This is a genomic window from Streptomyces rhizosphaerihabitans, assembly GCF_025399795.1.
Taxonomy (GTDB): Bacteria; Actinomycetota; Actinomycetes; order Streptomycetales; family Streptomycetaceae; genus Streptomyces; species Streptomyces rhizosphaerihabitans.
The window spans coordinates 42,881-68,969 of sequence record NZ_JAODTZ010000043.1 but is presented as its reverse complement, the minus strand read 5'-3'; the positions used below and the strand labels follow the sequence as shown (position 1 = coordinate 68,969).

Below are 26,089 nucleotides of genomic sequence, written 5' to 3'. Positions count from 1 at the left end.
GGACATCCCGCCCGAACCCACGAGGCCCAGCGCGTGGGGAAGCCTCCCCCTGCGGGTGCTGTTCGTCTTCGCACTCCCCGCGCTGCTGATCGCCTTCTGGTGGCTCACGTCGGACGGCAGCACCAATGTCTACTGGCCGCCGCTGCGCACGATCCTCAGGACGTTCCCCGACGTCTGGACCCGCGCGCGGCTCCGCGCCGACCTGGTGCCCAGCCTGCTGCGGCTGCTCGCCGGCTACGCGTCGGCGGCGGTCGTGGGGGTCGCCCTCGGCACGGTCATCGGCTCGTACCGGAAGGTGCGGGCGGTGTGCGAACCGGTCCTGGAGTTCCTGCGGGCGGTGCCGCCACCCGTCCTCGTTCCGGTCATCATGCTGTTCGCGGGTATCGGGGACACGATGAAGATCGTCGTGATCGCGAGCGGCTGCGTCTGGCCGATCCTGCTCAACACGGTCGAGGGCGTACGCGCCGTCGACTCGGTGATGTCCGAGACGGCCCGTTCGTACGGCATCACCGGACCGGCCCGGATGCGCGCGGTCGTCCTGCCGTCGGCGAGCCCGCAGATCTTCGCGGGTCTGCGACAGGCGCTGTCCATCGGGATCATCCTGATGGTGATCAGCGAGATGTTCGCGGCCAGTAACGGACTCGGTTTCACCATCGTGCAGTTCCAGCGCGGCTTCGCGATCCCCGACATGTGGACCGGGATCCTCGTCCTCGGCCTGCTCGGTTTTCTCCTCTCGGTCGTCTTCCAGCTCGTCGAGCGCCGGGTGCTCGGCTGGTACCACGGTCTGCGCGACTCCTCCCGGCGGTCCTCGTGACGCTCGCGAAAGGGCGGTCCATGCACGCGTCTTTGGTCGTATCCGGCCTGCGGAAGGTCTACGAGGGGTCGGGGCGCCGGGTGGAGGCTGTCCGCGACCTCACCTTCACGGTGGACGCGGGCGAACTCGTCTGTCTGGTCGGCCCGTCGGGCTGCGGCAAGACCACGCTGCTGAAGTGCATGGGCGGCCTGCTCACGCCGACTTCCGGCGAGGTCCTGGTCGGGGGCCGGCGGGTGAGCGGCCCGCCTCCCGGTATGGCGTTCGTGTTCCAGGAGTACGGGCGCAGTCTGTTTCCCTGGATGCGGGTCGGCGCGAACGTCGAACTCCCGCTGAAGCAGAAGGATCTGAGCAAGGCACGGCGGCGGGAGCTGGTCGCCGACGCGCTCGAGTCCGTCGGCCTGGCCGATGCCGCGGGAGCCTATCCGTGGCAGCTGTCCGGCGGGATGCAGCAGCGCGTCGCCATCGCGCGGGCCTTGGCGTACGAGCCCGAAGTCCTGCTCATGGACGAGCCGTTCGCGGCGGTCGACGCGCAGACCCGGGCCGATCTGGAGGATCTGGTGCGCCGGCTGTGGCGGCAGCGCGGGATCACCATCCTGTTCGTGACCCATGACATCGACGAGGCGGTCTATCTGGGCGAGCGGGTCCTGATCCTCTCGGCCTCCCCCACCGTCGTACAGGAGCAGCTGAAGGTCGATCTTCCCCAGGAGCGGGACCAGTTGCGCACCCGGGTCGCCCCGCGCTTCGCCGAGTTGCGGACCCATGTGTACGAGCAGATCCAGGCGGCGAAGCGCGGGGAGCCGTCATGAGGACAGATACGCCTCCACCTCGGTCGACCACCCGTCGCTAGAGCGACGGGCTTGCAGGGCGGGCGTCGCTGGGTGTGGTGCTGTGCATGTGCCGATCCCTTCATGCGGGGACGGGTACGGGCATCGGACCGTACAGGCCGGACCGGAAGCCCCGGGGCGTGAGGCGCTGTTCATCAGCGGCCTCCGGCCGCGGGCCGCCCCCGCGTTCCCGGACCACGGACACGATCCGTGCCGCCCGGACACGGAGCGAACGCGGGCAACCTGGGGGTACCTCCCACGCCCTTAAGGCAGTGGGGGAGCCCAACACCGTCCGGGGCGTTCGACTGAGCATGGGTCCTGGCAACAGGACCCACTCCCGCTCAGTCTTCAGAAACGGTACGGGGACAGCGCTGTGCGGTCCGGCGCTCTCAGGCCCGCAGCCAGACCGCCGTGTCCGACGGGAGGAAACCGTCGGCGTCCAACGGGGCGCTGCCGAGCAGGAGTTCGGAGTGGACCGGGAGCTCGACCGGGCCGTCGGCGAGATTGACGACGCAGAGCAGACCGTCCGTGCGGGCGAAGGCGAGGACGCCCTCCGGTGCGGGCAGCCAGTTGAGCGGGCCGTCACCGAAGCCCGGTTCGGTGCGGCGGGCGCGGAGCGCAGCTCGGTAGAGGCTCAGCATCGAGGTGGGGTCCTCCACCTGGCGGTCGGCGGCGTACGCGGGCCAGTCGGCGGGCTGCGGCAGCCAGGGGTCACCGCCGAATCCGGCGTACGGGGCGTCGGCGGCCCAGGGCAGCGGGACCCGGCAGCCGTCGCGGCCCGGGTCCGTGCCGCCGGAGCGGAAGTGCATCGGGTCCTGGATGCTGTCGAGCGGCAACTCCACCTCGGGCAGGCCGAGTTCCTCACCCTGGTAGACGTACACGGAGCCGGGAAGCGCGAGCGAGAGCAGAGCCGCGGCGCGGGCCCGGCGGGTGCCGAGAGCCAGGTCGGTGGGGGTGCCGAAGGCCTTTGCGGTGAAGTCGAAGCCGGTGTCCGTGCGGCCGTAGCGGGTGACCGTGCGGGTCACGTCGTGGTTGCACAGCACCCAGGTGGCGGGGGCCCCGACGGAAGCGTGCTCGGCGAGGGTCTCGTCGATGGAGGTGCGCAGCCGTCCGGCGTCCCAGGGGCAGGACAGGAAGGAGAAGTTGAAGGCGGTGTGCAGTTCGTCGGGGCGCAGATAGCGTGCGAAGCGCTCGGAGTCGGGGAGCCAGACCTCGCCGACGAAGATACCGTCGTAGGCGTCGGCGACCGCCCGCCAGGAGCGGTAGATGTCATGGAGCTCGTCTCGGTCGACGTACGGGTTCGGGTCGCGGCCCTCGACGAAGTCGGGCAGGTCCGGGTCCTTGGCGAGCAGTGCGGCCGAATCGATACGGACGCCCGCAACCCCCCGTTCGAACCAGAAGCGCAGGATCTCCTCGTGCTCCTGGCGGACGGCCGGGTGCGCCCAGTTGAGGTCGGGCTGCTCGGGGGTGAAGAGGTGGAGGTACCAGTCGCCGTCGGGCAGCCGGGTCCACACCGGTTCGGCGGAGCCCGCGAACTGGGACGGCCAGTCGTTGGGCGGCAGTTCGCCGTGTTCGCCGCGTCCGGGGCGGAAGTGGAAGAGGTCGCGCTCCGGGCCGCCGGCCAGGGCCGCCCGGAACCAGGGGTGCTGGTCGGAGACGTGGTTCGGCACGATGTCGACCAGGGTGCGGATGCCCAGTTCGCGGGCCTCGGCGATGAGTTTCTCCGCTTCGGCGAGTGTGCCGAAGGCCGGGTCGATGGCGCGGTAGTCGGCGACGTCGTAGCCGCCGTCGGCCAGGGGTGAGAGATACCAGGGGTTGAACCACAGGGCGTCCACGCCGAGTTCGGCGAGGTACGGAAGTCTGGCGCGGACGCCCGCGAGGTCACCGGTGCCGTCGCCGTCGCCGTCCGCGAAGCTGCGGACGTACACCTGGTAGATGACGGCGGAGCGCCACCACGCGGACTGATTTCGGGCAGGGCGAGGCTGTCCCACGGTGCGTAGCCTTTCGTTCGAGGAGGTCGCGTACAGGCGTCAGCCCTTGGTGCTGCCCGCGCTGATTCCGGCGATGATGTGCCGCTGGAACAGCAGGAACATCACGACCATGGGGATGCTGGCGATCACCATCGCGGCGATGAGCACGGTCAGTTGGATGTTCTGCGACAGCTGGACGAGAGCCACGCTGATGGGCTGCTTGTCGGTGTCGGAGAAGACCATCAGCGGCCAGAGGAAGTCCTGCCAGACGGCGACCAGGGCGAAGATCGACACGACTCCGAGGACGGGCCGGGACATCGGCAGCACGATCGACCACAGGGTGCGCAGCCGTCCGGCGCCGTCGATCTCGGCGGCCTCCAGGACGTCACGCGGGATCTGGTCGAAGAAGCGCTTGAGGAGATAGAGGTTGAAGGCGTTGGCGACGGCGGGCAGCCAGATGCCGAGCGGGGAGTTGAGCAGGCTGGTGTGGAGGACGGGCAGGTCGGCGGCGGTCAGGTACTTGGGGACCACCAGCGCCTGCGCGGGGACCATCAGGGTGGCGAGGATGCCGCCGAGGATCAGCTTGCCGAAGGCCGGCTTCAGCTTGGACAGGGCGTAGGCGGCGGCCGTGCAGAAGACGAGCTGGAGCAGCCAGGCGCCCGTCGCCTGGACGACGGTGTTCCACAGGTGGGTGGGCAGGTCCATCAGGTCCCACGCGTCCGTGTAGCCACTGAGGTGCCAGTGGTCCGGTACGAGGGTGGGCGGGGTGCGCGTCACCTCGTCCGGTGACTTCATGGCGCCCGTCACCATCCAGTAGACGGGGAAGAGGAAGGCCAGCGCGAAGAGCACGACCACACCGCTGAAGACCGTCCAGTAGACCGCTCTGCCGCGCGGGCGGGCCAGGGCCAGCGGAGAGAGAAGGGTGCGGGTGCTCATGCGTCATCCCCTTCCGAGCGGGTCAGCCGCAGGTACAGCGCGGAGAAGGCGCCGAGCAGGACGAGCAGCATGACGCTCAACGCGCAGGCTCCTCCGAAGTCGTTGTAGAGGAAGGCGTACTTGTAGATCAGGTAGAGCACCGTGACGGTCTTGTCCTCGGGGCCGCCACCGGTGATCACGAACGGTTCGGTGAACACCTGCATGGTGGCGATGATCTGAAGCAGCATCAGCATGAGGATGATGAAGCGTGTCTGAGGGATCGTCACGTGCCGGACGCGCTGGAGGATGTTCGCGCCGTCCAGCTCGGCCGCCTCGTACAGCTCGCCGGGGATGCTCTGGAGCGCGGCGAGGTAGATGAGGACGGTGCCGCCCAGGTTGGCCCAGGTGGCGACGATGACCAGCGAGACGAGTGCGGTGTCGGCGCCGTTGGACCAGTTCGAGGTCGGCAGGTGCAGAAAACGCAGCGTCTCGTTGGCGAGGCCCGCTCCGGGATCGTAGAACCACTTCCACAGCAGGGCGCTGACCACCGGCGGGATCATCACCGGCAGATAGACCACGACTCTGAAGAACGCCTTCGCGTGCCGCAGTTCATTGAGGACGAGTGCCATCACGAAGGGGACGGCGAAGCCGATGAGCAGGGCGAGCAGCGTGAAGGTGAGGGTGTTGCGCCAGGCCGCGGTGAACTCCGGGTCGTGGAAGACCCGGGTGAAGTTGGCGGTGCCGACCCACTCGCCGCCGCTGCCCGGCGTGTACTTCTGGAAGGCGATCACGACCGCGCGGATCGCCGGGTACCAGGAGAACAGGGCGAAACAGAGCAGGCCGCCGATCAGGAAGGCGTACGCACGGGATTGGTCGGCCAGGCGCCGGCGCCACGGTCCCCCGGTCCGGCGCCCGGCCGACCGCGGCACCTCCGGCACGCCGACGGCGGCCGGAGGGAGCGCTGCGGGGGGCTTCGATGCGGTCTTCATGAACGGTGTCAGCCTCGGGCCAGGATGGAGTCGATCTTGCCGGAGGCGTCCTTGAGGAGCTGGTCGATGTCGGCGTCCTTCTTGGTGAGGACCGCGGACACGGCGGCGTCGAGGACGGAGTAGATCTGCTGGGCCTGCGGGGGCTCGATCTTCATCTGCAGGCTCTGGTTGCCGTCGAGGAAGGCCTGGTAGTTCTCCACGGGCACGTTGGCGTTGGCCTTCTTGACCTGCTGGTCCTTGGCGTCGGCGGCGCCGGTGAACAGGCGCGGCTCGGGCAGGCCGACGGGGGCGTTGTTCTGCTTGGCTCGGGCGTAGTCACCGAGGAAGCCGGCGCCGGGCGTCAGGAACATGTGGTCGAGCCACTTGAGCCCGGCCTTGATCTGCTCCGGGGTGTCCTTCTTGTTGAACATGTAGCCGTCGCCGCCGATGAGCGTGCCCTTGCCGCCGGGCATGGGCGCGAGGGCGAGGTCGTCGTAGTTGCCGCCCTTCTCCTTGACGAGGATCGGGATGTTGTCGGGCGCGGAGAGGTACATCCCGAGCTTGCCGGAGCCCATCATCTGCTGGACGTCGTTGATGACCAGCAGCTGCTTGCTGCCCATGGAGTTGTCGCCCCAGCGCATGTCCTTCAGGTTCTGCAGGACCGCCTTGCCCTCGGGGGTGTCGACGGTCGCCTTCTTGCCGTCCTCACCGACGACGTTCCCGCCCTGCGAGTAGAGCTCGGCGGTGAAGTGCCAACCACCCTGGTTCTGGGCGCTGTAGTCGGCGTAGCCGACCGTGCCCTTGCCGAGCGCGGCTATCTTCTTGGCGTCCGCGCGCAGCTCGTCCCAGGTGGCCGGGGGCTTGTTCGGGTCGAGTCCGGCCTTCTCGAAGAGCTTCTTGTTGTAGATGAGACCCATCGAGTAGCCGGTGCGGGGGACGCCGTAGATCTTGCCGTCCACGGTGTAGATGTCGCGCAGTTGCTGCTGGATGGTGCTGTAGCTCTTGAGGTCCTTGACGTAACTCGTGATGTCGGCGGCCTGGTTGACGTCGACGACGTGCTTGGCGTCGGTGAAGTACGTGTAGAACACGTCCTCCATCTGACCGCCGGCCAGCTTGGCGTCGAAGGTCTTGGGGTCCTGACACGGGAACGCGTCGTGCGCGACGACGTCGATGCCCGGGTTGGCCTTCTCGAACGCCTTGATGTCGGCGTCGAAGAACGAACGGTCGACCTTGGCGCTCTTCGGTGGCTCGCAGTTGACCGTGATGCGGGTCTTTCCGTTGGCCGCGTCGTCGCCGCTCGAACCGCAGGCGGCGGCGGTGAGCGCGACGGAGGAAGCCATGAGCATCACGAAGGTACGGCGGAACCCGGTACTTCTCATTGGTGGACCCCTTCGGGCAGGAGCGAGGAAGGCCCACGGCGGGCGTGCCGCCGTGTTCTGGCGCCGCACACTCAAGCACCGCCGACATCTGTCCGCAAGATGTCACGCAGAATCTGTAATTATTTGACAGCGGCTGGGGGTCCCTGTGGCAAGTGGTTGCAGACCCCGACCACCGACCTCGGCTCCGACCCCGGTCGCGGATCTCGGCGCCGGCCTCGGTCGCGGATCTCGGTCGCGCGCCAACCGCCCGCCTCAACCACGCGCCTCAACCGCGCACTTCAGCCGGGCCTTTCGGCCGGGCCTTTCAGCGGGACACTTCAGCCGCGGGGCGCCTGGGCGGTCGACCCGCGCACCACCAGCTCCGGTTCGAACAGAAGCTCTTCGGCGGTCACGCTGCTGCCGCCGATCTGCGCGCTCAGCAGCTCCACCGCGGCACGCCCCATGGCCTCGATCGGCTGGCGGACGGTGGTCAGCGGGGGTTCGGTGCAGTTCATGAACGCCGAGTCGTCGTACCCGACGACGGAGATCTCGCCGGGGACGCTGAGCCCCTTGCGGCGGGCGGCCCGTACGGCGCCGAGCGCGAGCGGGTCGCTGGCACAGATGATGCCGGTGACCCCCCGGTCGAGCAGCCGGGTGGCCGCGGCCTGACCGCCCTCGAGCGAGAACATCGCTCGTGCGACATGCTCGTCGGGGAGCCCGGGCGAGAGGGCGCGGGCCGCCGCGAGCTTGCGGCCCGAGGGCATGTGGTCGCCGGGGCCGAGGACGAGCCCGATCCGCTCGTGGCCGAGCGAGTCGAGATGACGCCAGGCCTGCTCGACGGCGACCGCGTCGTCGCAGGAGACACACGGGAAGCCGAGGTGCTCGATGGCCGCGTTGACCAGCACCACCGGAATGTTGCGGTCCGCCAGCTGACGGTAGTGGTCGTGCGGCGCGTCGGCCTGCGCGTACAGACCGCCGGCGAAGACCACGCCCGAGACCTGCTGCTGGAGCAGCAGCTCGACATAGTCGGCCTCGGAGACGCCGCCCTTGGTCTGGGTGCACAGGACCGGAGTGAGGCCGAGCTGGGCGAGCGCCCCGCCGATCACTTCGGCGAAGGCCGGAAAGATCGGGTTCTGCAGCTCGGGCAGCACGAGACCGACGAGCCGCGCGCGTTCACCGCGCAACTGGGTCGGCCGCTCATAGCCGAGGACGTCGAGGGCGGAGAGCACCGCCTGCCTGGTGGAGTCGGAGACTCCGGGCTTGCCGTTGAGCACCCGGCTGACCGTGGCCTCGCTGACCCCGACCTTCTTCGCCACCTGAGCAAGTCGTCGCGTCATGCGCGCAAGAATAGCGCAAGAAATGCAAGCTGCTTGCGTAAAAGTTCGGCCACTTCACGCTCGCGTCGGCGGATCCCTCAGGGCGCGGCCCACAGTCCGCGGACATGGCCCAGGTGACGGGTCATCACCGCGTGCACGGCGCGCTCGTCGCGCTCCAGGAGGGCGTCGAGGAGCTCCAGGTGCTCCCTGGCCGAAGCCTCCAGACGGCCCGCCTCGACCAGGGCGTTGAGCCCGTACAGGCGCGAGCGCTTGCGCAGGTCGCCGACGACCTCGACCAGATGGGAGTTGCCGGCGAGGGCCAGCAGGCCGAGGTGGAAGCGGATGTCCGCCTCCACGTAGGCGATGAGGTCACCGGCCGCCGCCGCGGTCACGATCTCCCGGGCCGCCGGACGCAGCGCCTCCAGAGAGACGGGGTCCGCCGTGGTGGCCAACCGCACGACGGTGGGGATCTCGATGAGCGAGCGGATGTGGGTGTACTCGTCGAGCTGCTTCTCGGACACCGCCGTGACCCGGAACCCCTTGTTGGGGACCGTGTCGACCAGCCCCTCCTTGGCCAGGTCGAGCATCGCCTCGCGGACCGGCGTCGCCGAGACACCGAAACGGGCCGCCAGCGTGGGCGCCGAGTAGACCTCACCGGGCCGCAGCTCACCGGCGATCAGCGCGGCGCGCAGTGCGTCGGCCACCCGCTCGCGGTAGCTGCTCCGCTTGCCGCCCAGCGTGGGCAGGTCGGGAGCGGCGGAGGGTGCGCTGCTGCGCCGGTCGGCCATCGGGGTCTCCTCGTACGGGTCGTACGGGCCGGCGCGTCGTCGTCCTGCCGCACCAGCCATGTGACATATCACGTGTTACTCGGACCACCAGTATCTACGCCCCGGCGCGGGGCCGCTCACAGGACGAACCCGGCCGGGAACGGGTCCGAGGGGTCCAGCAGGTACTGGGCCGTCCCCGTGATCCAGGCGCGACCCGTGAAACTGGGCAGCACGGCGGGCATTCCGGCCACCTCGGTGGTGCCGAGCAGCCGCCCGGTGAACCGGGTCCCGATGAAGGACTCGTTCACGAACTCGGTGTCCAGCGGGAGTTCACCGCGGGCGTGCAGCTGGGCCATGCGCGCGCTGGTGCCCGTACCGCAGGGTGAACGGTCGAACCAGCCGGGGTGGATCGCCATCGCGTGCCGCGAGAAGCGGGCCGTCGCCCCGGGCGCGTACAGGTGGACGTGGTGGCAGCCTCGGATGGACGGGTCCTCGGGGTGCACGGGCTCGCCCTCGGCGTTGACGGCGTCCATCAGCGCCAGTCCCGCCGCGAGGATCTCCTCCTTGCGGGAGCGGTCGAAGGGCAGGCCGAACTGCTCCAGCGGCAGGATCGCGTAGAAGTTCCCGCCGTAGGCCAGGTCGTACGTCACCGTGCGCCCGTCGGCGAGTGTGGCCGAGCGGTCGAGGCCGACGGCGAAGGACGGCACGTTCTTGAGCGTGACCTCCTTGGCCGCGCCGTCCTCGACGGCGACCTCGGCGACGACGAGACCCGCCGGGGTGTCGAGCCGGATCGTCGTGACGGGCTCGACGACCTCGACCATGCCGGTCTCCACCAGCACGGTCGCCACACCGATCGTGCCGTGTCCGCACATCGGCAGATAGCCCGACACCTCGATGTAGATCACGCCGTAGTCGCAGTCCGGTCGGGTGGGCGGCTGGAGGATGGCACCGCTCATCGCCGCGTGGCCGCGCGGCTCGTTCATCAGGAGCTGCTTGATGTCGTCGCGGTGCTGACGGAAGTACAACCGCCGCTCGTTCATGGTCGCGCCCGGGATCGTGCCGATCCCGCCGGTGATCACCCGGGTGGGCATGCCCTCGGTGTGCGAGTCGACGGCGTGCAGGACGAGTTTGCTGCGCATGGGACTCCTGAGTGGTGTCGGCGGATGGCTGGGGGGTGTCGGCGTACGGCTGGGCGGTGTCGGCACACGGCGTGGAGGTCGGTCAGGGCTCAGCCGAGACCGGCGGCCACGGCCCGGTCCGTGGCCAGGCGTACGGCGGCCTCCTGCTCGGGCAGCAGCGGGACGCGCGGCGGCCGGACCGGACCGCCGTGGCGGCCGACGATGTCCATGGACAGCTTGATGGCCTGGACGAACTCGACCTGGGAGTCCCAGCGCAGCAGCGGGTGCAGTTGACGGTAGAGCCTGCCCGCCGTGTCGAGGTCTCCTGCGACGGCCGCGCGGTAGAGCTCGGCACTCGCCCGGGGCAGCGCGTTCGGGTAGCCGGCCACCCAGCCCTTGGCCCCCGCGACGGCGAGTTCGAGCAGGACGTCGTCGGCCCCGATCAACAGGTCCAGTTCCGGGGCGAGTTCGGCGATGCGGTAGGCGCGGCGCACATCGCCGGAGAACTCCTTGACGCCCTGGATGAAGCCGGCGGCGTGCAGTTCTGCGAGGAGTTCGGGCACCAGGTCGACCTTGGTGTCGATCGGGTTGTTGTACGCGACGACCGGGACGCCCGCCCGGGAGACCTCTTCGTAGTGGGCGAGGACGGAACGCCCGTCCGCGCGGTAGGCGTTGGGCGGCAGAAGCATCACGGCGCCGCAGCCCGCGTCCCTCGCCTGCTCGGCCCAGCGGCGGGCCTCCGCCGAGCCGTACGCCGCGACGCCGGGCATCACCCGGGACCCGCCGATCGCGGCGACGGCGGTCTCGACGACCTTGGCGCGCTCCTCGGGCGTGAGGACCTGGTACTCGCCGAGCGAACCGTTCGGTACGACGCCGTCGCAGCCGTTCTCGACGAGCCAGGCACAGTGTTCGGCGTACCGGTCATAGTCCACGGAGAGGTCGTCGTTCAGCGGGAGCGCGGTGGCGACGAGGACTCCGCGCCAGGGGCGGCTGTCAGGGGTGACGGTCATGCGGTGCTCATCCCTCTCAATAGGGTGTGACATTTTACTGTCGGTCGAGGTGGGGCGGGGCGGGGATCATGCCGTGGGGGTCACATCGACGGGCAGGTCGACACGGGGCAGGTCGGCGCGGGCCACGGCGGGTCACCGCGGGATTGGGGGCAGGCCGGCACCCGGTGTCCGGTCGTCGTCCGTACCGGCGCGGGCGAGCACGCCGAGCGGTACCGGGCGCGCCAACAACCGTCGTGCGGGCGTCTGTTCACAGCCGACGAGTCCGGCGACCGCGGGTTCGCAGATCCGGCCCTGGCACCATCCCATCCCGGCGCGGGTGAGCAGTTTGACCGTCCGTACGTCACCCGCCCCGAGGTCGGCGACGGCCTCGCGGATGCGGCCCCCGGTGACCTCCTCGCAGCGGCACACGACGGTGTCGTCGGTGACCTGGTCCGACCAGTGCGCGGGCGGCGCGTACACCGCGTCGAGAGCGGCGGCGAACGACCGCATTCTGGTACGGGACTTGACGGCTCGCGTCGCCGCGCGCGCGTCCGGTTCGGCGCCGGAGAGCCTGGCTGCGATCGACCAGCCCGCGAGGTGCCCCTCGGCCAGGGAGAGCGCGGCGCCGCCGATGCCGGTGGTCTCGCCCGCGGCCCAGACGCCGGGCACGTCGGTGCGCTGCTCCTCGTCCACGTCGACCTTCGATCCGTCGATACGGCAGCCGAGCGCTTCCGCGAGATCGGTGTGCGGGATCATCCCGTGCCCGACGGCGAGCGTGTCGCAGGGGATGCGGCGCTCGGTTCCGGGCCGCACCCGACCGTCGGGGTCGAGCGCCGCGACGGTGACCGCTTCGAGCCGCTCCTCACCATGCGCTTCGACGACAGTGTGCAGATGGATGAACGGCACGCGGTGGCGCAGGAGTTGGGCCGCGTACCGGGCTCCCTCGGCCACCTTGCCGGGCTGAGCCGCCAGCGTCCCCGCCCCGCGGAGCAGCCTTCTCGGATCGACGGACTCGACGAGTGCGGCGACCTCGACCCCGGCGGCCGCCAGTCCGGTCGCCACGGGCAGCAGCAGCGGTCCCGTACCCACGACGACGGCTGTGCGGCCCGGCACGACGAGACCGCCCTTGAGCATGGCCTGGGCCCCGCCCGCGGTCACGACTCCGGGCAGCGTCCAGCCGGGGAAGGGCAGCACCTTCTCGTATCCACCGGTGGCGAGGAGCACGGCGTCGGCGCGCACGGCGACGGAGCGCTCCTGAAGGGGCCCCAGGAGGGCGTGGACGGTGAATCCGGGGTCTCCTACGGGGACGGCGGGGACGGTGTGCGTGGCGGAGGCTCCATGACGGGTGGCTCCGTGACGGGTGGCTCCGGGCTCAGCCTCAGCCTCCTCACCGTCACCGTCACCGTCACCGTCACCGTCACCGTCACCGTCACCGTCACCGTCACCGTCACCAGCGTCGGCGCTGGCACCAGCGCCGACGCCGGCACCGGCGATCGTCGGTTCGGTCCGTTCGACCAGCCAGACATGATGGTCCGTCAAGTGTCTGATGGTGCCCGCTTCCAGGTGTTCGGCGAGCCCCCGCTCCAGCCGTTCCCATGTGCGCCACTGGTGGTGCAGTGCCCGGGGCCGCCGGGCGCCGAGACCGCTCGCGGGCCGGCGGTAGAACTGCCCGCCCGCCGCCGCGGCCGAGTCGATCAGCGTCACGTGAATGCCGCGCGCCGCCGCCGCGAGGGACGCGGCGAGACCGGCCGGGCCCGCGCCGATGACCGCGAGGTGGTGGCGTCCGTCAGTCATCGTGGCCGGTGCCTTCCTGTGTGCGGATCGTGTCGCCCGGCGCCAGAGGGACCAGACAGGCCCGCTGGTTGGGGCGGTCGTTGACGGTGACGAGACAGTCGAAGCACACGCCGATGCCGCAGAAGACCCCGCGGGGCCGGCCCGCGTCACGGGTGGTGCGCCAGGAGGTGACACCCTCGGCCCACAGTGCGGCGGCGACGGTCCGGCCGGGCAGTACTTCGATGTCCCGGCCGTCGAGGGTGACGGTGAAGGCGGGGCCGGGCTCGGCCCGTACGAGGTCCAGAGGGTTCACGCGGCCTCCTCGGAGAAGCGGTCGGGCCGGAACGGCGCGAGGTCGAGGTCGGGTGTCCGGCCCGCCAGGACCTGCGCAATGAGCTGTCCGGTGCCGGTGGACAGGCCGATGCCCGCACCCTCGTGCCCGCAGGCGTGGAAGAGACCGGGCGCCCGGGGGTCGGGGCCGATGGCGGGCAGATGGTCGGGCAGGTAGGGCCGGAACCCGAGATAGGTCCGCAGAGCGCGCACCTGCGACAGGAAGGGAAAGAGCCGCGTGGCGCCTTCGGCCAGTTCCCGTACGACGGGCAGCGAGAACGACCGGTCGAAACCCACCCGTTCCCGGCTCGCGCCGATCAGGATCGGGCCGGCCGCGGTCCCCTCCACCACCGGCGATGTCTGGAGAGCGGCCGAATCACTGGCCACGTCGGCCACATAGTCCGCGGCGTACACCTTGTGGCGCACCCGGCGCGGCAGGGGCTCGGTGACGAGGACGAATCCCCGGCGGGGCAGGACGGGAAGGGTGACACCCGCGAGGGAGGCCACCTCGGCGCCCCAGGTCCCGGCCGCGTTGACGACGGCGGGTGCGTACAGATCGCCCCGGTCGGTGCGCACACCGCGGACCGAGCCGTCCCTCGCTCGCAGCACTTCGGTCACGGTGCGTCCGGTCAGCAGCCGCGCCCCCGAGGCCCGTAGAAGATGCGCGGCGGCAAGGGCGGGCATCACCTGGGTATCTTGCGGATAGTGGACGGCCCCCGCGAGCCCCGGGGCCAAGTACGGTTCCAGATCGTGCAGTTGATCGGTGGCGACCGGTTCGGTCAGGACACCGGCCGTCCGCTGGCCCGCCGCGAAGGCCTCCAGCGCGGCCAGGCTCTCGGGCGTGGGGGCCACGACGACGCCACCCTTGGCCTCGTACTCGATCGCCTCCGCGCGCTCCTCGGCAAGGTCGGCCCACAGGCGCCCGGAGAGCAGGGCGAGGTCGAGTTCGGGTCCGGGTTCCTTGTCGGAGACGAGCAGATTTCCCTCACCCGCGCCGGTCGTGCCGCCGGCCACCGGGCCGCGGTCCACCACGGCGACGGCGAGGCCCGCGCGAGCCGCGTACAGGGCGCAGGCGGCGCCCACCATTCCGGCTCCGACGATCACGACATCGCAGACAAAGGGCTGACTCACGTCAGTACTATGTCACACATCACCTTCAGGGACTCGAAGACGCCGAAGACCGCCACGAGTGGCGGTCTTCGGCCCCGCGGTGGGCCACGAAGCGGGCACCGAGCATCCCCTTGCGACACACAGGGCAGCACGTGGCACCGGATGGCACCCTTTGGCGCCATCCGGTGCCACCCTGCGCCATTTCGTGCCCCCAGATTACGTACGGGCACCCATGGCACCACCGTGACTCAGGTTGAAGCACCTGCATTTCAGCAGGTCAGAGCCGCAATTCTCGAAACCGCCCCACATAAAGCACCATCCGGGCTTGCGAGTGGCGCCACATTGGTGCCACCATGTGGCCATGGACCTCACTCCGTATGTCGACACCCTGCGCCGCGAACTCGCAGTGGCCGCCGAAGCCGGCGGGGAAGAAGCCCGTGAGCTGGCCGAGCGGCTCACCGCCCCTCTGGAGTCGGCGACGCGTCTGACCATGCTCAACGTGCTCTCCGCCGCGATGGACGAGATCACCCGCGAACTCGCCCCCGGCTCGGTCGACGTACGGCTGCGCGGGCTGGATCCCGACTTCGTCGTGACACTGCCGCCCTCTTACGGCGGCCCCGCGGAAGCGACCGAGGCGCCCGTCGAACACTTCAGGGCGCAGGCGCCCGCGGACGGCGACGCGGGCGGCACCGCCCGTGTCAATCTGCGCCTGCCGGCCCACCTCAAGGCGCGCGCCGAGGAGGCCGCGAACCATGAAGGCCTGTCGGTCAACGCGTGGCTGGTGCGAGCCGTGTCGGCCGCGGTCGAGGGCGGCACGCGGCCGCGCGCGACGGAGAAGTCCCGCACGATCGGACAGAGCTTCACGGGCTGGGTGCGCTAGCCGCACCCGCACCGCACCCGCACCACTTCACCCACACCGAGCCCCACCTGCAGGGACGGCTCAAGGACTCACGAGGACGGTACAGCCATGCCTTCTTTCGACACTCCCGAACCGATCTCGGTCAGCGCCAACGTGACCGCCGGTTCCATCCGGTTCACCGCGGGCGACCGCCCCGACACGGTCGTCGAGGTGCAGCCCCTCGACCCGAAGAAGGACAGGGACGTACGGGCTGCCGAGCAGACCGAGGTCGTGTACGCGAGCGGCGTCCTGACGATCAGGACGAAGCAACGCCACCTGGTCGGCTCCAGCGGCGCCGTCGATGTGACGGTCGGCCTGCCCACGGGCTCACAGGTCGACATGTCCTGCTCCTGGACCCAGGTGCTCGCCGAGGGCCGGCTCGGCGAGGTCCGCCTGAAGACCTCGGCCGGCGACGTCCGCCTCGACACCACCGGCCCGCTGAAGCTGACCTCGTCGCACGGCTTGATCACCGTGGGCCGGATCGAGGGCATGGCCGAGATCACCAGCAGCACCGGCAACGTGCGCGTCGGCACGGTCGACGGGCCCGCCGTCCTGAAGAACTCGCACGGCGCCACGACCGTCGGCACCGTGACCGGCGAGCTGCGGATGAGCGGCGCCAACGGTGGCATCGACATCACGCGCGCCGAGGCATCGGTCACCGGCACCACGACCAACGGGCACCTTCGTGTCGCCGAAGTCATCGGCGGCGAGATCCAGTTGGAGACCTCCAACGGCTCCATCGAGGTCGGTATCCGCGAGGGCGTCGCCGCCTGGCTCGACGTCAGTTCCAACCGCGGGCAGGTACGCAACATGCTCGCCGCGTCCGAGGCCCCGGAGCGGACCGAGGGAACCGTCACGGTCCGCGCACGGAGCAACTGGGGGAACATCGACGTCCTCCGCGCCAAGCCCTGAGCCCTCCCGTCCCCGCGCCGTCACCGTTCCCGCCCCGCTCCCGCCTTCTCTTCCGGCCCCCTCCCCTTTCACTTCCGGCCCCTCATTCACTCAGCCTCCGAACGGGAGAGCTCCATGCCTTTTCCTGTCATGCTCATGTCTAGTCAAGGTGGGGATCCGATGCCGCCCGCCGCCGTCTCCACCATCGGTCTGCGCAAGTCGTACGGCGACAAGACCGTGCTCGACGGCATCGATCTGCGTATCCCGGCCGGTTCCGTGTTCGCGCTGCTCGGACCCAACGGCGCCGGCAAGACCACCACCGTGCAGATCCTGTCCACGCTCATCGCCGCCGACGGCGGGCAGGCCCAGGTCGCGGGCCACGACGTCGCCACCTCCCCGGACGGGGTACGCGCCGCGATCGGCGTCACCGGGCAGTTCTCCGCGCTCGACGACCTGCTCACCGCCGAGGAGAACCTGCTCCTCATGGCCGACCTGCTGCGCCTGGGCAAACGCGAAGGGCGGTCCCGTACCGAGGAGTTGCTTCACCGGTTCGACATCGCGGATGTCGCGGACAAGCGGGCCTCGACCTTCTCGGGCGGTATGCGGCGCCGGCTCGACCTCGCCATGACACTGGTCGGCGACCCCCAGGTGATCTTCCTCGACGAGCCGACGACCGGGCTCGACCCGCGCAGTCGCCGCACCATGTGGGAGACCGTGCGCTCGCTGGTCGCAGGCGGCACCACCGTCTTCCTCACCACGCAGTACCTCGACGAGGCCGACCAGTTGGCCGACCGGATCGCCGTGCTCGACGGCGGCCGGATCGTCGCCGAGGGGACCGCCGACGAGCTCAAGGCGCAGATTCCCGGCAGCCACGTGCGGCTGCGGTTCACCGAGCCCGCCGAGTACGAGAGCGCGGCCGACGCCTTCCCGGGCGCGGCCCGCGACGACGAGGACCTCGCGCTGCGCGTGGCGGGCGACGGCGGCCTCGACGCGCTGCGCGCCCTGATCGACCGGCTCGACGCCGCCGGCATCCGGGCCGCCGACTTCTCCGTGCACACCCCCGACCTCGACGACGTGTTCCTCGCCCTGACCGGCGACGGCGCCACCAGGACCGGCACCAGCACCCCGCTTCACGTCAAGGAGACCCTGCGATGAGCACCCTCACCTACGCCGTGCACGACTCGATGACGATGCTGCGGCGCAACCTCAAGCACGCGCTCCGCTATCCGAGCGTGTCACTCGGCGCCGCCATGATGCCGATCCTGATGCTGCTGCTGTTCGTGTACGCCTTCGGGGACTCGATCGGCGCCGGAATGGGCGGCGGCCGGGACGCCTACCTGGAGTATCTGACGCCCGGCATCATCATCATGGGGGTGGCGGCCGGGGCGATGTCGACCTCGATCGCGGTCTGCTCCGACATGACCGAGGGCATCATCAACCGCTTCCGCACCATGAACATCACCCGCTCGTCGTTCATGACGGGCCATGTGGTCGGCAGCGTCATCCAGACGATGGTGAGCATCGTCCTGGTCGTGGGGTTCGCACTCGCCGTCGGTTTCCGCTCGGACGCGAGCCCGCTCGAGTGGCTTGCCGCCGCGGGCCTGCTCACGGCCATCGCGTTCGCGGTGACCTGGCTGTCGGCGGCGCTCGGCCTGATCTCCAAGACCGTGGAGTCCGCGAGCAACAAGCCGCTGCTGGTCCAGTTCCTGCCGTTCCTCGGCTCCGCGTTCGTACCGGCCGACTCGATGTCTCCGGGCCTGCGCTGGTTCGCGGAGAACCAGCCCTTCACGCCGATGACCGAGACGCTGCGCGGCCTGCTCTCCGGCTCGGCGATCGGCGACAACGGCTGGATCTCGCTCGCCTGGTGCGCCGGTATCAGCCTGGTCGGCTACGTCTGGTCGCGCTCGCTGTTCAACAGCACCACCAAACGCTGAGAGCGCGCCGTTCAACCCGCCCGCGAGGGGCGGCCGGAGTCCGCGCGCGGCGGGTCCGGTCGCCCCTCACCGGCGTCAACCAGGAGCCCGGCGAGGGCAGTTCATCGGCGCGGTCAGATCCGGCTCTCGGTGGCCGTGTCCGCGGACAGCCGCTGCGCCGCGTAGATCGGGATCACCGAGAACAGGACGAGCACGGCGGCCACCACGTTCACGACCGGTGCCTGCTGGGGTCTGGTCATGTTGTTGAAGATCCAGATCGGCAGGGTCTCGATGCCGGGCCCGGCCGTGAACGTCGTCACGACGATCTCGTCGAAGGACAGCGCGAAGGCGAGCAGTCCGCCGGCCAGCAGCGCCGAGCGCACCAGTGGGAAGGTGACGTCGACGAAGGCCCGGAAGGTGTCCGCGCCCAGATCCATCGCGGCTTCCTCGTACGTGCCGGACGTACGGCGCAGTCGCGCGACCACGTTGTTGAAGACGACGACGATGCAGAAGGTCGCGTGGCCGACGATCACGGTGAACATGCCGAGTCCGACTCCGAGGGGTTCGAGCACCGTGCTGAACGCCGAGTTGAGCGCGATGCCCGTGACGATTCCGGGCAGCGCGATCGGCAGGACGACCACGAAGGAGATGGCGTCCCGGCCGAAGAACCGGTGGCGGGCGACCGCGAAGGCGATCAGCGTGCCCAGCACCAGTGCGATGGCCGTGGCGCCGAGGCCGGCCTTGACGGAGACCCACAGCGCCGCGCGGGCACCCTCGTTCTCCCAGGCGACCGACCACCAGTGGAAGGTGAGCCCGGACGGCGGCCAACTGGCGCTGCGGTCCCGGTTGAAGGAGTTGACCAGGACGAGCGCGAGCGGCACGTAGATGAACGCGAAGCCGAGCCCGGCGGCGGCGCGCAGCGCGATACGCGCGGAACGGGAGAGTTGCACAGCGGGGCTCCTCAGAGACTGCTCAGGGCGCCCGTGCGGCGCATCGCGAGGAGGTACACCACGATGACCACGACGGGGACCGTGCCGAGCGCGGCGGCCATGGGCAGGTTCAGTTCGATGTTGGAGTAGACGACGTTGCCGATGAGCTGGGTCTTGCCGCCGACGATCTGCACGGTGATGTAGTCGCCGAGGCTGAGCGAGAAGGTGAAGACCGAGCCGGCGGCCACGGACGGCAGGACCATCGGCAGCACGACCGATCGGAAGGTGCGGGCCGCCCCGGCGCCCAAGTCCGCCGACGCGTCGAGCAGGTTGGCGGGCAGCTGCTCCAGCGCCGCGTGGATCGGCAGGATCATGTACGGCAGCCAGAGATAGGTCAGCGCGATGATCGCCGCGACCAGCCCGTACCCGGGTCCGCTCAGCCCGAGGGGCTTCAACACCCAGTCGGCGAGGCCGCCTTGGGAGAGGATCAGCCGCCAGGCGTACACCTTGACGAGGTAACTCGCCCACAGCGGCGTGAGGATGGCGACAACGAGCAGCGGGCGCCGCTCGGGCCGGGCGATCCGGGCCGTGTAGAAGGCGATCGGGAAGGCGATCGCCGCGCACAGGACGGTCACCGCGAGGGCGACACCGATGCTGCGCAGGATCACCTGCCGGTACACGGGCAGGGTGAACAGCTGGTGGAAGTTGTCGGTCGACCAGACCTTCACGACCTCGGAGGTGAAGGAGTCCGTCGTCCAGAACGCCGAGACGAACAGCACGGCCAGCGAGCCGAGATAGAGCACCGCCAGCCAGAGCAGGGGTGCGGTAAGCAGCAGGGACAGCCGCAGCCGGGGACGCCGGTGCAGGGTCCCGGCGAGCCGCCGGACGGGGGAGCGTCCGGCGGCCTGCGCGGTGGTGGTCATCGTTCGATCAGCCCTTGATCTCGGTCCAGGCCTGGACCCACTTCGCGTACGGGACGCACTTGACGTCGGTGCGGCCGTCGAGGCACTGCTCGATAGGGGTGTTCCAGAACGCGATGTTCTTCCAGTAGCTCTCGTCCGCGGCGTGGAAGGTGTCGCAGAAGGACTTGTCGCTGGTGTACTGGCACGCCTGGGCGTTGGCGGGTGCCTCACCGAAGTACTCGGCCACCTGGGCGTTCACCTTCGGCGAGATGATCCAGTCCATCCACTTGTAGGCGCAGTTGGGGTGCTTGGCCTTGGCGGAGATCATCCAGGTGTCGGACCAGCCCGTGGAACCCTCCTCGGGTACGAACGCCTTCACCTTGGCGCCCTCGTCGGCCGTGAGGTTCGCGATGACCTGCCAGGTGGTGCCGACCACGGAGTCACCGCTCTTGAAGGCGGAGATCTCCTTGAGGTAGTCGCTCCAGTACTCCCCCACGTTCGCGTTCTGCTTCTTCAGCAGCGCGACGGCCGCGTCGAACTGCTTCTGGTCGAGCGCGTAGGGGTCCTTGATCTTCAGCTCGGGCCTGGCCGCCTTCAGATAGAGCGCCGCGTCGGCGATGTAGATCGGCGAGTCGTACGCGGTGACGTGGCCCTTGTTCGCCGAGGCGTCGTCGAAGACCGCGGACCAGGACGTGGGGGCGGGGGTGACCTTCTGGGTGTTGTACATCAGGAGGTTGGCGCCCCGGCCGTGCGGGATGCCGTACATCTGGCCGTCGACGGAGTTCCAGGCGCCCTTCTTCAGACCGCTGAAGACGTCCTTGTAGTTCGGTACGAGGCCGGTGTTGACCGGCGCCGCGTCGCCCGAGGCGATGAGGCGCAGGGAGGCGTCCCCGGAGGCGGAGACCGCGTCGTACTGGCCGGTCTTCATCAGCTTGACCATCTCGTCGGAGCTGGCGGCCACCTTGGAGTTGACCTGGCAGCCGGTCTGCTTCTCGAAGTCGCCGACCCAGTCGACCTTGGGGTCGTTGGAACCGTCCTCGACATAGCCGGCCCAGGCGATCAGGTTGACCTGTCCCTCGGTCTTGCCGAGCTTCGACTGCGCCTTGAGATCGGGCGGGTTGAAGCCGGTGGACGCGGAGGATCCGCTGCCGGACGAACCGCAGGCGGTGGCCGCGAGGAGCACCGCGACGGCAGCGGCGGCCTTGAGGGTTGGGGTGAGACGCACGGCGTACTCCAGACGTGACGGGGGGAGTGGGCGGGAGAGTCAGCGGGGGTCGGGGACCTGGAAGGTGTGGCGGCGGTGCCACTGGAGCCGGACCCGGGTGCCGCGGAGGGCGGCGACGTCCTCGGAGGAGGTCTCCAGGTTCTGCTGGAGCGCGGTGAGGCGACCGCCGACGTCGAGGTCCACCAGGAAGCGGGTGGCGTCGCCCAGATAGACGACCTCGGCGACGGTGCCGGTGACGGTGGAGTGCTCCGGCTCGGTGACTTCGGCAGAATCGGCGCACTCGGCGGACTCGGCGGACTCCTTGAGGACCCGGATCTTCTCGGGCCGGATGCTGTACGTACCCGGGGCGCCGACGACCTGCTGCGCCGACTGCCCGTCGAGCAGGTTGGAGGTGCCGACGAAGCCCGCGACGAACGGGGTGGCGGGGCGTTCGTAGATCTCGGCCGGGGTGCCGACCTGTTCGATGCGGCCCTGGTGGAAGACGGCGATGCGGTCGCTCATCGTCAGGGCCTCCTCCTGGTCGTGGGTGACGAACACGAAGGTGATGCCGACCTCGCGCTGGATCGCCTTGAGTTCGACCTGCATCTGCTCGCGCAGCTTGAGGTCGAGGGCGCCGAGAGGCTCGTCGAGCAGCAGGACGCGGGGGCGGCCGACCAGGGCCCTGGCGAGGGCCACTCGCTGGCGCTGACCTCCGGAGAGCTGACCGGGGCGGCGCCTGCCGAACCCTTCCAGGCGTACGTCGGCGAGCGCCTTGCGGGCCCGGACCAGCCGCTCGGCCTTCTTCACCTTGCGGACCTTGAGGCCGTAGGCGACGTTCTCCTCGACGGTCATGTGCGGGAACAGGGCGTAGTCCTGGAAGACGGTGTGGACGTCCCGTTCGAAGGGGGCGAGGCCGGTGACGTCCTGGCCGGCCAGTTCGATCCGGCCCGCGGTCGGGCTCTCGAATCCGGCGATCATCCGCAGCACGGTCGTCTTGCCCGAGCCGGACGGGCCGAGCATCGAGAAGAACTCGCCGTCGGCTATCTCCAGATCGACTCCGGACACGGCGGTCGTGTCACCGAACGACTTTCGCAGGCCCTGGAGCCGGATCGCCTTTGCCTCCATGGGCGGGGAACCTTTCTGGTGCAGAGGTACGTTTGCAACACTGACCGGAAAGATATGAAGTCATAGTTCAAACTTCAAGACCCCTTTAGAGTAAAGGTTGAGTCAACGCACAAGGTGGTGACCGTGAAGCAACACAGGGGCGACGGCGTCCGCAGAGCCGTCTTCACTCCCGTGGACAACCGCGCGCGCGTCGAGACGGTCGTACACCGGATCGGCGACGCCATCGAGCTGGGGCTGCTCGCCGACGGTGAGCAGCTGCCGGGAGAGATGGAGCTGGCCGGACAGCTCGGCGTGTCCACGGTCACCCTGCGCGAGGCCCTGATGGCCCTGCGGCAGCAGGGGCTGGTCACCACGCGGCGGGGGCGGGGCGGCGGCAGCTTCGTGTCGCTGCCCGAAGTGCCGGGCGAGGAACGGCTGTTGGCCCGGCTCTCCAGCTGGAGCACCGAAGAACTGCGCGACCTGGGCGACCATTGGGCGGCCCTGTCCGGAGCGGCCGCGCGACTCGCGGCCCAGCGCACGGAACCGGACGACCTCAAGGCGCTGCGGCGCACGCTGGACGACCTGGCGTCCGCCGAGGACGCCGCCGCCCGCAGCCGCGTCTACGGCCGCTTCCACGTCGAGCTCGCCGCGGCGGCGCAGTCCGCCCGGCTGACCCGTGAGCAGGTCGTGCTCCAGACGGAGGTGGGCGCCCTGATGTGCCTGGTGCTCGGGGACAACGAATATCGTGAAGAAGTCGCCGACCGTCACCGCTCCGTAATCTCGGCCGTGCAAGATGGTGCCCACGATTCGGCCAGAGCGCTGGCCGAGCGGTGCGTACAGGACTCGACGGCGCGGCTCATCACCCTCCGCCTCTCGATGCCACGCACCGTGTCAGGTCCGCGTCCACTGGAGGGCACCCATGGGCAGGAGCCCCGCTCCGGTCGGCGCGACGGCGACGCTTGACGCGACCCCGGGTGCGACCATCGCCGAGGCGGCCGTCGCGGCGCAGGTCCGCTGCGCGCTGGAGGCCGTCTTCGCCGCGGTCGCCGACACCCGGGCCGATACGACCGCGCTGCTCACCCGCGTCGCCGGGCAGGGCCGCCGCCCCGCGACGGTGGATCTGGCGGCACTGCGCCCGGGGCTCCACCTGCGGCTCACCCGCCAGGAGTTGGTGTCAGGCGCCGGCTTCGTGGCGGCACCGGGCCTGCTCGGTGACGTACCGGCGTGGCTGGAGTGGTGGCAGCAGGGCTCCGACGGGGGCGTACGACCGCTGCTGCTCGACCTCGATCCGGCGCAGTCCGCGTACTCGGACTACACGCACTGGGACTGGTTCGCCCTCCCCCGCGACACCGGGCAGCGCGCGGTCGCCGGGCCCTATGTCGACTACCTCTGCTCCGACGAGTACAGCCTGACCCTGTCCGCGCCGGTCCATGTGGAGGGCCGTTTCGTGGGGGTCGCCGCGGCCGACGTGTATCTGCGGCACTTCGAGGGCGCGGTCGTCCCGCTCCTCCAACGGCTGCCCGGAGCCTCCTACTTGGTGAACGCGCGGGGGCGGGTGGCCGCGTCCGCCGACCCGGCTCACCTGGCCGGCTCACTCACCAGGGGGCCGGACTTCGCAGCCGTGCTGGCGGCGGCCCGGAGCACGCGCCACGAGGACCTGCGGCTCGTCCCGTGCGACGGCGTGCCCCTCGTCCTCGTGACGCCGGCCGACTGAGTTCCACAGCCGCGCACGCGCCCGGCGTGAAGCGCGGCACCGCGGCCACCCGCGCGCGAGCCCGAAGCGCGCCGCCAAGGCCCGCACCACAGCGCCGACCTGCACCGGCCGGGCCGGACGGGTCACACCGCTCGCAGCTCCGCCGCGCCGTTGCGTGTCTTGCGGGCCTTGCGCGGTCCGCCCGTGACCGGCCTGACCGCCTCGCGCAGCACCAGGGTCATCCGCGTATAGCCCATGTCCTGAAGGGTCCTGGGAGTGTCGGCGACGATCCTGCAGTCCGTGCTGCCCCAGCGCGGATCGGGGTGCACCAGCGGGCGCACGGCGCCGTCGTGCTCGACCGCGCGCGGGCCGACCGCCTGGATCCAGTGCGGAAGGCCGTGCCGATAGGCGGCGTCCATGATCGGGTCCTGGGCGATGTCCCGGCGGATCGACTGGAGTCCGCGGTCCTGGCCGTTCCGCTCCACCGCCGCCGCGAAGTGCGCGAGCATCGGCAGACACCAACTCGACTCGTGCTCACCGAGGATCGACCCCGCGTCCGGATGGAACAGGACGAAGCGCAGGAAGTTGTCGCCCGGCATGGCGGTCGGGTGGGCGGCGACGCCGTCAAAAAGTGTCTCGAACGCGGCGTTGGACAGAACGACGTCCCAGCGGTGGTCGAAGACGACGGAGGGGAAGGGGACGGCCTCGAGCAGCGTGGCGTAGTCCTGGAGGTACGCCTGCGCTTCGAGACTCTCGGGGACAGGTCGCGGCTGGGACCGCTGCCTTCCTGCCTGGTACGCCATCGGGAGGTCACCCCTCTTGCCTCTGCGGCCTTCACGCGGCGCCCCGATCCTGCTGCTCCGGGACGGGCGTGTCAACTATCGTGGCATTTGGCGCCTGTTGACGGCTGAATCTCGCCACAGTTGTGGCGAGACCTGGATGTGAGTTCGAGCGAGGGGCTACGCTCCGGTTGGCTCCCCGGTCTTGCGGCCGGGATGGTTTCTGACCTTCGTGTCCACATGGTTCCCGAACTTCGTGAGAGCCACCTGAGAGAGACGTAGGAGATCTGTCGGTGACGGATGGCTTCGAGGTTCCGTGCGCCACGGCGACGGTTCTGCTGCAGGCCGTCGTGGCCAGGGTCACCGCACTCGCCGACCGGCTCGGCGTGCTGCACGCCGAAGTCTTCGACGTCCGGCGGCTGTCGGCCGAGTCCGGCGTCCCCGAACCCGTGGCGAGGGCCCTGCTCAACGGCCGCCCCGCAGGGGAACCCGACCTGCAGGCACGGTTCCTGCAGCGTCTGGACCTGCTGCGCCGCACCCGGCTCAAGCCCAACGGCCGCCGCTACACCCAGCAGGAGATCGCGGACGGCGCCGGCATGTCGCGCCAGCAGGCGGGCGCCCTCATCAACGGTGACCGGCGCCCCACCATGGAGCACTGCGACGCCATCCAGCGCTTCTTCCGGGTGCACGCCGGATTCCTCACGGCCGAGGACTCCGAAGCGCTCATAGGTGCCCTCCAGCGCTCGGAACAGGAACTCCTGCAACGGCTCGCCGACCGCGAACGCGCGGCGGCCTCCGTCGCCCACGATCCGCTGGAGCGGCTGCTCCTGGACCACGGCGTCCGCGGAATCGCCTGGCGGGCCGCACAGTTGCCCACCGACCAGCACCGGGACAAGGTCGCGGAATGGCTGGACATGCTCCTGGAGAGCGTCAAACGGCCAGAGTCGTGAGCCGGGGGAGATCAGTGGGCATCGGAAGGGAAATGCGCCGCCTGTGCGGCGAGCTGGTCTCGGAGCTCTCACTCCCCGCGCCGGCGGCACCCACCGACCTCTACGCGGCGCTGTGCTGCGCGATGAGCAGACGCCGCGGCCGTCCCGTCCAGTTCCGTACGGCCGCCTTCCCGCCCGGCACCGCCAGCGGCCTGTGGCTCGACATGGCCGAGCAGGACCTCGTCGTCATCGAGGAACGCACCGCGCCCGACCACCAGTTGGTCATCCTCGGCCACGAGCTGTGGCACATGAAGGCCGGGCACTGCAGCCATCACGTCGACGGCGCGGCCGTCGCGGCACGCTTACTCAGCGACCGCGCGGACCTTCAGGCCACCGTCCTGAAAGTGGCCGCGCGGACCCGCTTCGACCTCGCCGACGAGCAGGAGGCCGAGAGCTTCGGTCTCCTGCTCGCCAGCAAGTGCCGTACCTGGCTGGCCGGTTCCTCGCTGCGTGGCCCGGTGCAGCGGCACGGTCTGGCCGGCCGCATCGAAGCGTCCCTGGGCTGTCGCGGGCCGCGGGGCTGAAGGCCCTGGCG

At 70.1% G+C, this 26,089-nt stretch carries 26 protein-coding genes; 10 read left to right on the top strand and 16 right to left on the bottom strand.

The window, feature by feature from the left end:
- Nucleotides 1-4: 4 nt before the first annotated feature.
- Together N4G66_RS32835 and N4G66_RS32830 are read left to right on the top strand one after the other, a co-directional pair.
- Nucleotides 5-814 (top strand): ABC transporter permease, encoded by an 810-nt coding sequence (locus N4G66_RS32835; RefSeq protein WP_391858928.1) that lies wholly within the window; start codon nt 5-7, stop codon nt 812-814.
- Nucleotides 815-834: 20 nt separating this feature from the next.
- Nucleotides 835-1,620, top strand: a complete 786-nt coding sequence (locus N4G66_RS32830; RefSeq protein ID WP_261707911.1) for an ABC transporter ATP-binding protein — start codon at nt 835-837, stop codon at nt 1,618-1,620.
- Nucleotides 1,621-2,027: 407 nt separating this feature from the next.
- Here N4G66_RS32830 and N4G66_RS32820 read toward each other — a convergent pair whose 3' ends face one another.
- From N4G66_RS32820 to N4G66_RS32770, 11 genes are all read right to left on the bottom strand, one after another.
- Nucleotides 2,028-3,629, bottom strand: a complete 1,602-nt coding sequence (locus tag N4G66_RS32820) for a glycoside hydrolase family 13 protein (protein ID WP_261707910.1) — start codon at nt 3,627-3,629, stop codon at nt 2,028-2,030.
- Nucleotides 3,630-3,668: 39 nt separating this feature from the next.
- Complete coding sequence (locus tag N4G66_RS32815; RefSeq protein WP_261707909.1) at nt 3,669-4,544, bottom strand: carbohydrate ABC transporter permease; 876 nt, start codon at nt 4,542-4,544, stop codon at nt 3,669-3,671.
- A complete protein-coding gene (locus N4G66_RS32810; protein ID WP_261707908.1) occupies nt 4,541-5,512 on the bottom strand; it encodes a carbohydrate ABC transporter permease in 972 nt (323 codons plus the stop codon). Before N4G66_RS32810 ends, N4G66_RS32815 begins: the two co-directional genes overlap by 4 nt.
- An 8-nt stretch (nt 5,513-5,520) precedes the next feature.
- Nucleotides 5,521-6,870: an ABC transporter substrate-binding protein gene (locus N4G66_RS32805; protein WP_261707907.1), complete on the bottom strand. Its 1,350-nt coding sequence runs from the start codon at nt 6,868-6,870 to the stop codon at nt 5,521-5,523.
- A gap of 317 nt (nt 6,871-7,187) precedes the next feature.
- On the bottom strand, nt 7,188-8,186 hold the full coding sequence (locus N4G66_RS32800; RefSeq protein WP_261707906.1) for a LacI family DNA-binding transcriptional regulator: 999 nt from the start codon (nt 8,184-8,186) through the stop codon (nt 7,188-7,190).
- A 77-nt stretch (nt 8,187-8,263) separates the two neighbouring features.
- Nucleotides 8,264-8,953, bottom strand: a complete 690-nt coding sequence (locus N4G66_RS32795; RefSeq protein ID WP_261707932.1) for a GntR family transcriptional regulator — start codon at nt 8,951-8,953, stop codon at nt 8,264-8,266.
- A 116-nt stretch (nt 8,954-9,069) separates the two neighbouring features.
- On the bottom strand, nt 9,070-10,071 hold the full coding sequence (locus N4G66_RS32790) for a proline racemase family protein (RefSeq protein WP_261707905.1): 1,002 nt from the start codon (nt 10,069-10,071) through the stop codon (nt 9,070-9,072).
- 89 nt (nt 10,072-10,160) lie between these two features.
- Complete coding sequence (locus N4G66_RS32785) at nt 10,161-11,060, bottom strand: dihydrodipicolinate synthase family protein (protein WP_261707904.1); 900 nt, start codon at nt 11,058-11,060, stop codon at nt 10,161-10,163.
- 132 nt (nt 11,061-11,192) lie between these two features.
- Nucleotides 11,193-12,833, bottom strand: coding sequence for an NAD(P)/FAD-dependent oxidoreductase (locus N4G66_RS32780; RefSeq protein WP_261707903.1), 1,641 nt, complete (start codon nt 12,831-12,833; stop codon nt 11,193-11,195).
- Nucleotides 12,826-13,125, bottom strand: a complete 300-nt coding sequence (locus tag N4G66_RS32775) for a (2Fe-2S)-binding protein (RefSeq protein ID WP_261707902.1) — start codon at nt 13,123-13,125, stop codon at nt 12,826-12,828. Before N4G66_RS32775 ends, N4G66_RS32780 begins: the two co-directional genes overlap by 8 nt.
- Complete coding sequence (locus N4G66_RS32770; protein ID WP_261707901.1) at nt 13,122-14,273, bottom strand: NAD(P)/FAD-dependent oxidoreductase; 1,152 nt, start codon at nt 14,271-14,273, stop codon at nt 13,122-13,124. The genes N4G66_RS32775 and N4G66_RS32770 overlap by 4 nt, the downstream gene beginning before the upstream one ends.
- 340 nt (nt 14,274-14,613) lie before the next feature.
- Between N4G66_RS32770 and N4G66_RS32765 the strand changes: the two genes are divergently transcribed.
- The 4 genes from N4G66_RS32765 to N4G66_RS32750 all read left to right on the top strand — a co-directional run bounded on the left by N4G66_RS32765 (nt 14,614) and on the right by N4G66_RS32750 (nt 17,975).
- A complete protein-coding gene (locus N4G66_RS32765; RefSeq protein WP_261707900.1) occupies nt 14,614-15,132 on the top strand; it encodes a type II toxin-antitoxin system HicB family antitoxin in 519 nt (172 codons plus the stop codon).
- Between the two features lie 87 nt (nt 15,133-15,219).
- On the top strand, nt 15,220-16,062 hold the full coding sequence (locus N4G66_RS32760; protein WP_261707899.1) for a DUF4097 family beta strand repeat-containing protein: 843 nt from the start codon (nt 15,220-15,222) through the stop codon (nt 16,060-16,062).
- Between the two features lie 129 nt (nt 16,063-16,191).
- On the top strand, nt 16,192-17,196 hold the full coding sequence (locus N4G66_RS32755; RefSeq protein WP_391858925.1) for an ATP-binding cassette domain-containing protein: 1,005 nt from the start codon (nt 16,192-16,194) through the stop codon (nt 17,194-17,196).
- On the top strand, nt 17,193-17,975 hold the full coding sequence (locus N4G66_RS32750; RefSeq protein WP_261707897.1) for an ABC transporter permease: 783 nt from the start codon (nt 17,193-17,195) through the stop codon (nt 17,973-17,975). The genes N4G66_RS32755 and N4G66_RS32750 overlap by 4 nt, the downstream gene beginning before the upstream one ends.
- Before the next feature lie 113 nt (nt 17,976-18,088).
- Here N4G66_RS32750 and N4G66_RS32745 read toward each other — a convergent pair whose 3' ends face one another.
- The 4 genes from N4G66_RS32745 to N4G66_RS32730 are packed head-to-tail and all read right to left on the bottom strand — an operon-like array spanning nt 18,089 to nt 22,114.
- Complete coding sequence (locus N4G66_RS32745) at nt 18,089-18,904, bottom strand: ABC transporter permease (protein WP_261707896.1); 816 nt, start codon at nt 18,902-18,904, stop codon at nt 18,089-18,091.
- 11 nt (nt 18,905-18,915) lie between these two features.
- Nucleotides 18,916-19,806 carry an ABC transporter permease gene (locus N4G66_RS32740; protein ID WP_261707895.1) on the bottom strand — a complete coding sequence of 297 codons (891 nt, stop codon included), beginning with the start codon at nt 19,804-19,806 and terminating at the stop codon, nt 18,916-18,918.
- 7 nt (nt 19,807-19,813) lie between these two features.
- Complete coding sequence (locus tag N4G66_RS32735; protein ID WP_261707894.1) at nt 19,814-21,010, bottom strand: ABC transporter substrate-binding protein; 1,197 nt, start codon at nt 21,008-21,010, stop codon at nt 19,814-19,816.
- A 39-nt stretch (nt 21,011-21,049) separates the two neighbouring features.
- Nucleotides 21,050-22,114, bottom strand: a complete 1,065-nt coding sequence (locus N4G66_RS32730; protein ID WP_261707893.1) for an ABC transporter ATP-binding protein — start codon at nt 22,112-22,114, stop codon at nt 21,050-21,052.
- 123 nt (nt 22,115-22,237) lie between these two features.
- On the opposite strand from N4G66_RS32730, the gene N4G66_RS32725 reads away from it, so the two are divergent.
- Together N4G66_RS32725 and N4G66_RS32720 are read left to right on the top strand one after the other, a co-directional pair.
- Nucleotides 22,238-23,056: a FadR/GntR family transcriptional regulator gene (locus N4G66_RS32725; RefSeq protein ID WP_261707892.1), complete on the top strand. Its 819-nt coding sequence runs from the start codon at nt 22,238-22,240 to the stop codon at nt 23,054-23,056.
- Complete coding sequence (locus tag N4G66_RS32720; RefSeq protein WP_261707891.1) at nt 23,013-23,807, top strand: PDC sensor domain-containing protein; 795 nt, start codon at nt 23,013-23,015, stop codon at nt 23,805-23,807. Before N4G66_RS32725 ends, N4G66_RS32720 begins: the two co-directional genes overlap by 44 nt.
- A 122-nt stretch (nt 23,808-23,929) precedes the next feature.
- On the opposite strand, the gene N4G66_RS32715 is transcribed toward N4G66_RS32720, so the two are convergent.
- Nucleotides 23,930-24,589 carry an MmyB family transcriptional regulator gene (locus N4G66_RS32715; protein WP_261707890.1) on the bottom strand — a complete coding sequence of 220 codons (660 nt, stop codon included), beginning with the start codon at nt 24,587-24,589 and terminating at the stop codon, nt 23,930-23,932.
- 269 nt (nt 24,590-24,858) lie between these two features.
- On the opposite strand from N4G66_RS32715, the gene N4G66_RS32710 reads away from it, so the two are divergent.
- Nucleotides 24,859-25,515 (top strand): helix-turn-helix domain-containing protein, encoded by a 657-nt coding sequence (locus tag N4G66_RS32710; RefSeq protein WP_261707889.1) that lies wholly within the window; start codon nt 24,859-24,861, stop codon nt 25,513-25,515.
- 32 nt (nt 25,516-25,547) lie between these two features.
- Nucleotides 25,548-26,078, top strand: a complete 531-nt coding sequence (locus tag N4G66_RS32705; protein ID WP_261707931.1) for a toxin-antitoxin system, toxin component — start codon at nt 25,548-25,550, stop codon at nt 26,076-26,078.
- Nucleotides 26,079-26,089: the final 11 nt, after the last annotated feature.